At 60.2% G+C, this 11,188-nt stretch carries 10 protein-coding genes and 2 pseudogenes; 6 read left to right on the top strand and 6 right to left on the bottom strand.

What is annotated here, in order from left to right:
- Positions 1-51: 51 nt before the first annotated feature.
- On the bottom strand, positions 52-1,371 hold the full coding sequence (locus VOI21_RS10415) for a sugar ABC transporter substrate-binding protein (protein ID WP_323769789.1): 1,320 nt from the start codon (positions 1,369-1,371) through the stop codon (positions 52-54).
- 168 nt (positions 1,372-1,539) lie between these two features.
- Here VOI21_RS10415 and VOI21_RS10410 point away from each other — a divergent pair, with 168 nt between their 5' ends.
- The 5 genes from VOI21_RS10410 to VOI21_RS10390 are packed head-to-tail and all read left to right on the top strand — an operon-like array spanning position 1,540 to position 6,175.
- The gene (locus VOI21_RS10410; RefSeq protein ID WP_323769788.1) at positions 1,540-2,553 is read left to right on the top strand and encodes a LacI family DNA-binding transcriptional regulator; all 1,014 of its coding nucleotides are present in this window, start codon (positions 1,540-1,542) and stop codon (positions 2,551-2,553) included.
- Complete coding sequence (locus tag VOI21_RS10405; RefSeq protein ID WP_323769787.1) at positions 2,550-3,644, top strand: Gfo/Idh/MocA family oxidoreductase; 1,095 nt, start codon at positions 2,550-2,552, stop codon at positions 3,642-3,644. Before VOI21_RS10410 ends, VOI21_RS10405 begins: the two co-directional genes overlap by 4 nt.
- Positions 3,631-4,377 (top strand): SDR family NAD(P)-dependent oxidoreductase, encoded by a 747-nt coding sequence (locus VOI21_RS10400; protein WP_323769786.1) that lies wholly within the window; start codon positions 3,631-3,633, stop codon positions 4,375-4,377. Before VOI21_RS10405 ends, VOI21_RS10400 begins: the two co-directional genes overlap by 14 nt.
- A gap of 26 nt (positions 4,378-4,403) precedes the next feature.
- Complete coding sequence (locus VOI21_RS10395) at positions 4,404-5,246, top strand: fumarylacetoacetate hydrolase family protein (RefSeq protein WP_323769785.1); 843 nt, start codon at positions 4,404-4,406, stop codon at positions 5,244-5,246.
- A gap of 2 nt (positions 5,247-5,248) precedes the next feature.
- Positions 5,249-6,175 (top strand): amidohydrolase family protein, encoded by a 927-nt coding sequence (locus VOI21_RS10390; RefSeq protein WP_323769784.1) that lies wholly within the window; start codon positions 5,249-5,251, stop codon positions 6,173-6,175.
- Between the two features lie 217 nt (positions 6,176-6,392).
- Here the strand turns inward: VOI21_RS10390 and VOI21_RS10385 are convergent.
- The 5 genes and pseudogenes from VOI21_RS10385 to VOI21_RS10365 form a co-directional block, all read right to left on the bottom strand.
- A pseudogene (locus tag VOI21_RS10385) lies at positions 6,393-6,770 on the bottom strand (2-dehydro-3-deoxy-6-phosphogalactonate aldolase); the annotation flags it as partial.
- Between the two features lie 12 nt (positions 6,771-6,782).
- Positions 6,783-7,499: pseudogene (locus VOI21_RS10380) on the bottom strand (2-dehydro-3-deoxygalactonokinase).
- A 60-nt stretch (positions 7,500-7,559) separates the two neighbouring features.
- Complete coding sequence (locus tag VOI21_RS10375; protein ID WP_323769783.1) at positions 7,560-8,747, bottom strand: mandelate racemase/muconate lactonizing enzyme family protein; 1,188 nt, start codon at positions 8,745-8,747, stop codon at positions 7,560-7,562.
- Between the two features lie 17 nt (positions 8,748-8,764).
- Entirely contained in the window at positions 8,765-9,982 is a 1,218-nt protein-coding gene (locus VOI21_RS10370) for an aldehyde dehydrogenase family protein (protein WP_323769782.1), read from the bottom strand.
- Positions 9,976-10,182 (bottom strand): hypothetical protein, encoded by a 207-nt coding sequence (locus VOI21_RS10365; RefSeq protein WP_323769781.1) that lies wholly within the window; start codon positions 10,180-10,182, stop codon positions 9,976-9,978. Before VOI21_RS10365 ends, VOI21_RS10370 begins: the two co-directional genes overlap by 7 nt.
- A gap of 226 nt (positions 10,183-10,408) precedes the next feature.
- On the opposite strand from VOI21_RS10365, the gene VOI21_RS10360 reads away from it, so the two are divergent.
- The gene (locus VOI21_RS10360) at positions 10,409-11,158 is read left to right on the top strand and encodes a FadR/GntR family transcriptional regulator (protein ID WP_323769780.1); all 750 of its coding nucleotides are present in this window, start codon (positions 10,409-10,411) and stop codon (positions 11,156-11,158) included.
- The last annotated feature ends 30 nt before the right edge of the window (positions 11,159-11,188 follow it).

Raw genomic sequence — 11,188 nt, 5'->3', positions numbered from 1 at the left:
CGACAGGGCAAGGTCCGGCGGGCAGGGAGAAACCCGCCGGCCCCGCCGGTGTCAGCCGCGCAGAAGGTCGATCTGCGCCTGGGCTGCTTCGTTTGCGGCGTCCAAGGCCTCTTGCGGTGTCTTGAGGCCCAGAACCACTTGCTGGATCGCCGTGGCGAGCGCGCTTTCAACCGCTGAGACACCAATGAACCGTGGCATCGGCTCTGCACCCGCAAAGAAGCTGCCCTCGTTGTAGGCAGAGACCCAGTTCGGCCAGACTTCCGCCAGCGCGGGGCTGGACCACGCGTCTTTGCCTGCGGGCACGCGGGCGATCTCGGGGTTGCCGCCCCATGTGTTGAGCTGTTCGTTCTGGGTCCAGAAATCGATATAGGCCAGGGCCGCCTCGGGGTTCTTGGTGCGGGCCGAGACCATCAGGACAGCGGTGCCGTCCATGATCGCCGCAACAGGCGGATAGCTTCCGCTTGCCGCATCGGGCCGCGGGAACGGCGTGCCTTCCCAGTTCAACTCTTCAGGCACGGGCCACGGAGTGTTCAGCCACGACAGGCCGATCCACATTGCAGCGCGCCCCTGCCCGAACAACTGCGCCGTGTCGCGGAAGTTTGTTTCTGTCATCGCGGTTCCCGGCGGGGTCGATCCATCTGCGATCAGATCCGCGTATAGCTGTAGCGCATCGACCATGCCGGGATCATTCAGCAGGACCTTGTCCGTTTCCTCATCAAACACGCGCCCGCCGTTTGCATAGGCGATGCCCTCAAAGATATTGATGTCGACGGGTGCCGTGGTCGCCGGAAAGGCAATGCCGGGACGGTCGGGTTTGGTCATTGCCTTGGCGTATTCACGCAACTCGGCCCATGTCTGCGGCGGCCTGTCGTAGCCCGCCTCTGCCAGGGCATCCATATCGACGGCAAGGAAAGTCGCCATGTCGACGTAGGTCGGCACGCCGTAAAGCTTTCCTTCGTGCATGCCAGAGGCCATGACCTCGGGCACAAGACGCGACTTCCAGTCCTCGATCTGGCCGTCTTCGGCAATGTCATCAAGCGGCTGGACCAGTCCGAAACCGGCAAATTCGGGGATGTCCTGCCCGAATGCGATGACAACGTCCGCCAAGCGATTCGTCTGGAACCCCGCGAGGATTTTCTGGCGGCGAATCTGGCCGTTGAAGAACGAATAATCCAATTGGATGTCAGGGTTTTCCGCAAGGAAGCGGTCGTTGGCGGCGGGCCATGCCTCCACCTCGGCGGGTGTGCCGCCAAATTTCCAGACCGACAGCTTGCCGGACGCCGCGTGCGCCCTTCCTGCCGGCAAGACCGCACTTGCGGCCAACGCGGTGGTGCCCGCCAGAAAACCCCGTCTGCTGAGATCAAGTTTCATCGTTTCTCCTCCCGAGTGAATGAATTGCTTTCCGAACAAATCGAAATGACACTCGTATGTCATTTGACCTTGACGCAGCTTTATGCCCATGACATTCGTATGTCAACAATCTTGTAAAGCGTATCAGTATTCGCCGATCATGCGTCGGGAATGCGAGGGGAGGCGCTCATGCCGTCTGGAAAAAAAGTAACGCTAAAGGATGTGTCGGCGGCGTCGGGCCTGTCGCTGATCACTGTGTCACGGGCGCTTCGACGCCCCGAAACCGTGCAGGAAGAAACCCGAAAGAAGGTCCTGAAGACGATAGACGAGATCGGCTATGTGCCAAATTTGATGGCGCGGTCACTGGTGTCGAATCGATCCAACATGATCGGCGTTGTCGTTCCGATCCTGACCAGTTCGCTGTTTGCCGACTTTGCCCAAGGGGCAGAGACCGTCCTGAAAGGGGCGAACCTGCAAATGCTGCTGGGTGTCAGCCAACGCTCCAGAGAGCAAGAGGCAGAGGCGGTTCGTACCTTTATCGCACGTCAGGCCGATGCGATCATCGTGACAGGCTTCACCCATTCCGATGCTTGCCATAAGTTGCTTAAAGCCTTTGACGGTCCGGTCGTTGAAACATGGAACCTGCGACCCGAGGCACTGGATATTTCCGTGGGTTACAGCAACTTTGACGCCTCGGCGGACATGACCCGCTACCTGATCGACAAGGGCTATCGGAATATCGCCACAGTCGGCGGCGCGTTTGAGAACAATGATCAGGCGACGGATCGCCAGAACGGATTTCTGAACGCGATGCGCCAAGCAGGCCGGTCTGTCCCGGCCGAGAACATTCTGGCCGTTCCCAACCCGACAACAATCGAAAGCGGCGGTCCGCTGATTCTGTCCCTGATGGATCGAAAGGACCCGCCGGATGCCGTGTTCTTTCAGGCCGAACTGCCCGCCCAAGGGGCGATGATGGCCTGCCTGTCGCGGGGCATTCGGGTTCCAGAAGACGTGGCAATCGCCGGCTTTGGTGATCTCAGCATTTCTCGGCTGATGCCGGTTCCGATGACCACCATCAAGATCCGCGCCGAGGAAATGGGACAGCGTGCGGCGGAACTGGTGGTGCAACGGCTCAACAAGGACGAAGTCCCCACTTCCGTCGAAGACGTCGGCTTCGAACTCATGATCAGGAAAAGCGCATGACATCTCAAAACGACACTGCGTCACGGCCAATCCGTGCCGCCGTCATCGGTGCCGGGCATTTCGCCTACCGCGTCCATATCCCCGTCCTGAAATCGCGCCCGGAGGTGGTGCTGGATTCCGTTTGCCGGATCGGGGCTGAGGAACTTGGCGTGATTCAGGATGAATTCGGCTTTGCCTTTGCGTCCGAGGACTGGCGCGATGTTCTCGCCCGCGACATTGATGTCGCCGTTATCGCAACACCGCACCACCTGCATTTTGAACAGGCAATGGCCTCTCTGGACAAGGGGTGCCACGTTCTGGTTGAAAAGCCGATGTGCCTTGATCCCGAAGAGGCTTGGGCGCTTGTCGCAAAGGCCAAAGAGGTCGGGCGGGAATTGTTGGTGTCCTACGGCTGGCATTACAAACCCGGGCTAAAGACGGCTCGGGATCTGATCGCGCGGATCGGCAAGATCGAGCACGTTCTTTGTCATATGGGGTCGTTTACCCGTGGCGTCTTTGCCGGCTCTGGCGGGGCGTCACGTTGGCAGCACATCCGTATCCAGCCCGAAGCGGAAACATGGCAGAACGCCGATACCGGGGGCGGCTTTGCATACGGCCAACTCAGCCACGCCCTAGGGCTATTGTATTGGCTGACAGATTTGCAGGCCGCATCGGTCGGCGCTGTCACATGGAATGCGCCCAGTCAGGTCGATCTGCATGACGCCGCCACGGCGACGTTCACGAACGGCGCAACCGGGGTGTTTTCCGGCACCTGCGGTGTCCCGCATGGACACGGTTTTGAACTGGATATCCGCATCTATGGCGCGCACGGGTCCGTTCTGATCGACATCGAAACAGAACGGATGATCCTCAAACTGCCCGATGGCGTGGTCGAAGATCATTCCGTCGACCCCGGCACCTGGACCTACAGCTGCGAAGGTCCGGCCAATGCACTGGTGGATGTCGCGCTTGGAAAAGGCGGCAGTGAAAGCCCCGGTTCAGTCGGCGCACGGGCAGTCGAAACGCTGCACGCACTTGTAACCTCGTCACGCGCCGGGGGGCGCATGACGGCAATCACATCTAAGGAAGGGCACCTCGTTGACCAAATATGATTTCTCGAACCAGACCGCCATTGTCACCGGCGGTGCACAGGGGATCGGCGGCGCAGTGACCGAACTGCTGGCCGCTCAGGGTGCCCGCGTCGCGATCTGGGATATGGATGCGACCTTGTCACAGGAAACTGCCGCACGGGTCGGCGGCGACGCCTTGGCTGTGCAGGTTGATATTTCCGATTGGGACAGCGTTCAGGCGGCGATGGCCAAAACGCTTGACGCCTGCGGGGGCGTCGAAATTCTGGTCAATTCCGCAGGCATCGCAGGGATGAACGCGCCGCTGGCGGACTACCCGGTCGATGAGTTTCGAAAGATCCTCGACATCAACCTCTACGGCGCTTTCCTTGTGAACAAGGCCGTGACGCCGGTGATGACCGAAAAGGGATACGGGCGCATCGTCAATATCGCCTCGGTCGCCGGCAAAGAGGGCAATCCCAACGCCAGCGCCTATTCCGCCAGCAAGGCCGGGGTGATCGGGTTGACCAAATCGCTGGGCAAGGAACTGGCCGGGCAGAATATCTCTGTCAATTGCGTCACCCCCGCCGCGGCACGGACCCGGATCTTTGACCAGATGAAACAGGAACACATCGACTACATGCTGTCCAAGATTCCGCGCGGGCGGTTTCTGGAACTGGATGAGGCCGCCGCGATGATCGCTTGGCTGGTGTCCCCCGAGAACAGCTTTACCACAGGTGCGACCTTCGACCTTTCGGGCGGACGCGCCACCTTCTGATCACTCTCGAACGACAAGGAAAATTCATGAAACTCTTGCGTTATGGCCCGCCGGGCCAGGAACGTCCGGGCATTCTGGACGCCAACGGACAAGTGCGGGATCTTTCTGCGCATGTCCGCGATTTTGCCGGACCGGATCTGCAATCCGCCATCTCGGCAGCGGCTGCCGTCGATCCCGAAAGCCTGCCGTTGGTTGATGGCACGCCCCGCTTCGGCCCCTGTGTCGGCGAGGTCGGAAAATTCATCTGCGTTGGCCTGAACTATTCGGACCACGCGGCGGAATCCGGTATGGACGTGCCGCCCGAACCGATCATCTTTTTCAAGGCGACCTCGGCCATTTGCGGCCCTAATGACGACGTCGAGATACCCAGAAACTCCACGGCGACCGACTGGGAGGTCGAGCTGGCCGTGGTTATCGGGAAAACCGCGAAATACGTCAGCGAAGAAGACGCACTGGATCATGTCGCGGGCTATTGCGTCGTCAACGACGTGTCAGAGCGTGATTTCCAGATCAAGCGCCAAGGCCAATGGGTCAAAGGCAAATCCGCCGATACTTTCGGGCCGACAGGTCCCTGGCTGGTCACCCGCGATGAGGTGCCAGATCCGCAAAATCTGGACATGTTCCTAGAGGTCAACGGCCACCGCTATCAGGACGGCAATACCCGGACGATGGTCTACGGGGTTGCGCATCTGGTCTCCTACATCTCGCAGTTCATGAGCCTTCAGCCCGGCGATATCATCTCGACCGGCACCCCTCCGGGTGTGGGTATGGGACAGAAACCGCCCCTGTACCTAAAACCGGGCGACGTCATGCACCTTGGCATTCAGGGCCTTGGTGAGCAGCGTCAACGCACCGTCGCTGCGGACTGACCATGATGGAAAGCGCCCGCAAGTCCGGCCCGGATGGCCCGATGCCTCAGGCCATCGTCGACGCTCACCACCACCTGTGGGATCTCGGGCGCTTTCCCTATCCTTGGCTTGCGCCTGCGGCACCGCCACGCCCGTTCGGCAATCACGACGCCATCAAGCGCAACTTTCTGGTACCGGAATACCGGACCCACTTCGAAGATTTGCCGCTGATTGCGTCGGTTCATGTTCAGGCCAATTGCGGCGCGGCGGTTCCCAGCCACGAAACGGGGTGGCTTGCCGATCTGTCCGAACAGACCGGCACCCCCAACGCCGCCGTCGGAGGCATCGACCTGACATCCGAAACGGCGCCGGAGGTCCTGGCCGCTCATGCCAATTACCCTTTGGCGCGGGGTGTCCGCGCCATGGTTGCGCACGACGCCACCGGACGGTGGCGGTTTTCCGACCGCCCCGGGATCATGGGCGGGCCTGCATTCATGAAGAACGCATCGCTGATGGTCGAATTGGGGTTCAGTCTGGATCTCGTCGTTGTACCCGAACAACTCTGCGAGGTGGCGCAACTTGCCGCGTCCCTGCCTGACCTCACAATCATTGTCGATCACCTTGGAACTCCGGAACCCAAGACTCAGGAACAATGGACCAGCGGGATCAGGACGCTGGCCCCCTGCCCCAACGTTGCGTTGAAATTGTCGGGCCTTTGGACCGTCGACAAAACGTGGAACTCGGGCCGACTGCGCCCCTACGTGCAACACGTCCTTGACCAGATCGGCCCCGACAGGCTGATGTACGGGTCCAATGCGCCGATTGAAACCCTGCATTGTTCGGTCTTGGATCAGATACGGACACTTGCCTCTTTGGTGGACGAAACCGATCCCCAAGCCCTCGACGCGGTGTTCAGCAAGACCGCAACGCGGGTTTACCGGCTCGAATAAGGTTTGCTTGCGTCCCCGGCGCAACGGAGTTCACTCAAGACAATTCTTTCCTTCTGGATCACGCGCGCGGAGTATTCTGCTTCTGCCCGAAGCTTTTCGGGGAGTTGTTGACGCATCGAGACCCCGACAGCCTGACTGCCGCATTCGACTCCGGGATTACGCCTGATCGGAATTCGAGGTGGAGAGCCTGCGGTCCACCGTGGACATGCGCCTGATGTCAGTGCCAGCCGACGCGCGGCGCAACAGCCTTTATGGCACAGGCACTGACCTGCGCGGCCGTATTCCCGGGCCGATACAGGTTGGTCCCCAGTCCAAATCCGCAAACGCCAGCGGCCTTGTAGTCTTCGAAATCCGATGGGCCGACACCGCCGACCGCACAGATCCGCGTTGTTTCAGGCAGGGCCGCGCGGATCGCGTAAATGCCCGAGGCTCCGACCCGCGAAGGCGGGAAGAACTTCAGGCCCGCCGCCCCGAACCTGATAGCGCGATGCGCCTCGGTGGCGGTAAAAACATCGGGGACGCTTGCCATGCCTGCCTGAACCGACGCCTCGACGCCCTCGGGTTTTACCTCCGGCGAAACGATCAGGTTCTCGCCCGCCTTTCGGACCTAATCGACCTGCCCCGCCTCCAACAAGGTGCCAGCCTCGACAAGACAGGCATCGTGGTCCTGGGCCACATCCACCGCCCGCGCGATCGAGGCAAAGGGATCAGGCGAATTCAGCAATGGGCCTGCTCTCAGGTGGAACAGGCTGCGCAGGCTGTCTTCGGGCCGCCGCACAGCGACCTCGACCGCGCGATCAAAGATGGCGGCATTGAACTGAATTGAATCGATGAACCCCGAAAGCGTAGATCGCCCCGCGAAAAGCGCAAAAATTTTGCCCGTCATAGAGGTATCGAAGCGGATCAGTGCTCCATCCTGAACTTGTGCCCACTTGCAATGTGTCCCGGGAATGCCGTCCCAGCCCTGCACGCCAAGCCGAGCGGCGCCCAGCAATATGGTCTCTTCACCGCGCATCACGTCGGGCGACATCACTTGCCGCTGCGCGGCGCCGGGCAGGATGCGAACGTTCCATGGAAATCCCGGCACTTAGATGGTTGCAGTTGTAAGATCGGAAGGCCGGAGCGGCAGTTCCATGTAACCAGCCTCGCGCCAGCCTGTCCGCGCTCCGGCCATCCCGCAGAACAAAACCGGGACATCACGCGGGACCTTCAGCGCCATCAGATGTGACTGCAGCAGAAGGCCAAACTGGTCAGGCGTGAGGGCAGGCATGCCATCTGCGCCCTTGCGCTCTGCCAGTGTATGCCCGTCACCTGCAGACCCCAAAGGCGGAAGCTGGACCTTCCCCAGTCGACTTCGACAAACCGGGCAACCTGCGATGCGTTGCTATTCAATCTCATAGGCCTTGATAAAGCTCCGGTCCGGTTCGACACCCAATCCCGGCCCCGTTGGTATGGCGATCAGACCATCGTTGCGCGCAACCTGACCCTGAATGTCCAGCGGTTCGGCAAGAAGATGATCGCGGAAACGGTTCTCCGTCGTATCGAACTCTAGCCACGGTTCACGCGGGAAAAGCCCCCCGGGCATCGGTGGCATGGCCGCGAGCAGTTGCAGATTGGTCGCCACGGCAATGGCCGACCCCCAGACATGGTTAAAGACAGGTGTGAAATGCGCGTGGCACAGCGCCAAGACACGCAGATACTCGGTGATACCGCCCAAGGCGCAGACCTCGGGCTGGGCGATATCCAGCCCCCGCGACTCCAACAGGGTGCGCCAGCCCCAGCGGTTGAATTCCGCCTCGCCTCCGGAAATATTGACCTTCAGACCGGCCCGCAATTCGCGGTAGCCGTCCAGATCTTCGGGCGCCACGGGTTCCTCGAACCAGAAGGCCCCCAACTCCTCCAGCGCGCGCCCGACATAGAAGGCATCCACCGTGTTATAGGCATGGTTGGCATCGGCCATGAAATCGAACTCATCGCCGACCCCGCGCCGCACCGCTTCGGCCAGTTTGACGTCATCTTTTGCGCCAAGGCCGATCTTCATCTTGGTTGCAGCAAATCCCATGTCCCGGATCGCCGCGGCCTCATCCGTGAACCGCGCGACGTGATCTTCGACGCTCTCGCGTTTTAGCATCATGCCGTAGCCGTAAGACCGCACATGCGTCCGATGTGCCCCGCCAATCAGCTTGTGGATGGGCTGCCCTGTCACTTTTCCGGCAATATCCCACAGCGCGATATCGACACCGGACAGGGACTGCAGCGGCATCCCCTTTTGCCCATGATCCCGCAGCATGTTGTAAACCTTGTGCCAAATCACATCGCGATCCATCGGATCCATGCCCAGCACCAAAGGCTGGATGACCCGTTCGACGATCGCCTTGTTCGCCAAGGCGACATTGCCGGGGCCGAAACACTCTCCCCAGCCGGTGATGCCTTGATCGGTTTCAACCTCAACCAGATGCGCGGTGCGCTTGGAATAATATTGTTGCGAATAGCCAAGTTCCTCAGGCATGTCGCATTGCAGCACATGGCTGGTGATCTTGGTGATCTTGAGTCCGTTGGTGTTGTTTTCCATTCTTATGGCCTCCTTCCTTATGTCAGTGCGCGGCCGATACGCTTCACGACAAGGCAGTCGTTCAGGGCAAGACGCGAGCAGTCCTGACCGGTGCCAGATTGGCCGATGCCCCCGTGCGGAATGTAGATGTCATCTTTGACACCGTTGATCTGCACTTCGCCGCAGCGCAGCCGCTTCGCCACCTTGTCCGCAAGCGCGAGATCGGCAGTGAAAATGTATGAGGCAAGACCGCCCTCTTCGCCATCACCCGCGCGGTCCAGAACGTCCTCGCGATCATTGAAGGGGATCAGGCTGACCACCGGGCCAAAGATCTCGTTTTGATAGATCTGTATCTCGGGGGTGACGCCATCCAGAACGGTCGGCGCCATAAAGTGCCCCTTGTCCAACCCTTCGGGACGGTCGCCCCCGGCCAGCAGTGTCGCGCCCTTGTTCACCGCGTCGTCAATCAGTGCTTTCGCCCTTGTCCAGACGCGGTCGTCGATCATCGGGCCGGTCAAGATACCGGCATGGTGATCAAAGCCGACTTTGGCGGCCTTTGCCCGGGCGACGACCTTCTCGCGGAAAGTGTCGCAGACCCCTTGTTCGACAAAGACCCGGTTCGGGGTGACGCAAATATGACCCGCGTTGCTGAACTTGACCGTCGTCCCGATATCGGCGGCAAGATCAAGATCCGCATCCTTGTAGACCAGTACCGGTCCATTGCCGCCCAATCCCATCGAGAATTTCTTGATCGAGGTGGCCCCCACTGTCATCAGGTGCTTGCCGGTGTTGGTTGACCCGATCAACGTGATCTCGCTGGGAATGGTCGACGCCGCCAGCGTGTCCGAGGGCGCGTAGTCATCAGTTGTGAGAATGTTCACAACACCGGCAGGCAGGCCGGTCTGTTGGCACAACTCACCCACCGCGTAGGCGGTCACCCGGGGTGCCGCCGAAAGGCGGATGATGATCGGACAACCCGCCGCCATGGCCGGGGCGATCTTATAGGCAAGGTTGAGCAGCGGGAAATTCCACGCCAGATAGGCCACCGCCACACCCGAGGGCTCATAGACGACACGGTGTTCGTGGGTCCCGTCGAGATCGCGCAGGGTCTTTTCGTGAACGCGCGCAATCTCTTCGGTGTAGAAGGTCAGCGCGCGCTCCACTTGCGTGCCGCCCCAGAGCTTGCCCATTTTTTTGTGGACGCAGTCGCGCAACGCCTTTTCGCTTGCGATCACCGCGTCGCGCAATCTCAGCATCCAACGTTGTCGTTCAACGATAGGTGTCGCAGCCCATCCCGGCGCGGCGCGGCATCGCGTGCCGCTTCCAGCGCCTTTTGCACGTCTAACAGCCCGGCTGCGGCACGTTTTTCGACGCATTTTTCGGTGGCGGAATTCACGACGTCCAGCGTGGCTTGTCCGTCCAGCAGCGCGCCGCCGACATCAATCCTCTTGTGCAACACTTGGTCCGCCCTTACGTATAAAATTTATTCATAATATGTTTAACACATACAATAGCGCCTTGTCGACCGGATCATCGGTATTCTCCATTTCTGTCAACAACACACAATTTTTAAAAATCATAATATCAATGATAAAATGCACGCCGTGACCACGGCGCGAACTTCCGCTTTGCGACCAGTCTCAAAGGTATTATGATTATCGAAACGCTGGAGGTATCGCAACGTGACCACCCCGGAAGCAGACCTTCTGATCCCGTCTTCGAACACACTGTCGCGCTCCTTGTCCGGGCAGATATCGCGCAAGATCGGAGAGCGCATCCTTGACGGCCAACTTGAACCCGGCCAGATGCTGCCCGACGAAAACGCGCTCTGTCAGGAATTCGCTGTCAGCCGCACGGTCGTCCGTGAGGCGGTCAAGATGCTGGTCGCCAAGGGCCTGCTGGAAGTCCGCCAGCGGATCGGTACGCGTGTTCAGGACTTCCGTCATTGGCAGATGCTGGATCGCGACGTGCTGATGTGGCACCAATCGCTCACGATCGAGGACGAGCGTCTGATCAATCTGATGGAGCTCCGGCAATCCATCGAGCCGGACGCGGCCTTTCACGCGGCGACGCGCAGGACCGAGGCGCAACTGGATGCCATACTCGGCGCCTGCGACCAGATGGAAACCCATGCGGGCGAGAACAGTGCATACGTTCTGGCGGACGCCCGGTTTCACATCGCGGTGTTGCGCGCCGCCGACAACCGCTACCTCGACGCGCTGGAGAATGCGATTTTCGCTGGTTTGATGCTGTCCATACGCCTGACCAATCCGGACGAACGCCTGAACCGCAAATCCATCCCGCTTCACCGGGCGATTGCGGACGCCATCAAGGACAAGCAAGCGGAGGCCGCGCGAGAATGCATGAAGGAACACCTTGCTGACGCATCAACCAGACTGGCCAAAGTCGTCAAGATGAACCGGGCCGACTGAATTGGCTCTGCCGCGCAAATCCGACTGTTG

The organism is Antarctobacter sp., from assembly GCF_034670325.1.
Taxonomy (GTDB): domain Bacteria; phylum Pseudomonadota; class Alphaproteobacteria; order Rhodobacterales; family Rhodobacteraceae; genus Antarctobacter.
This window is presented reverse-complemented; position numbering and strand designations above follow the sequence as displayed.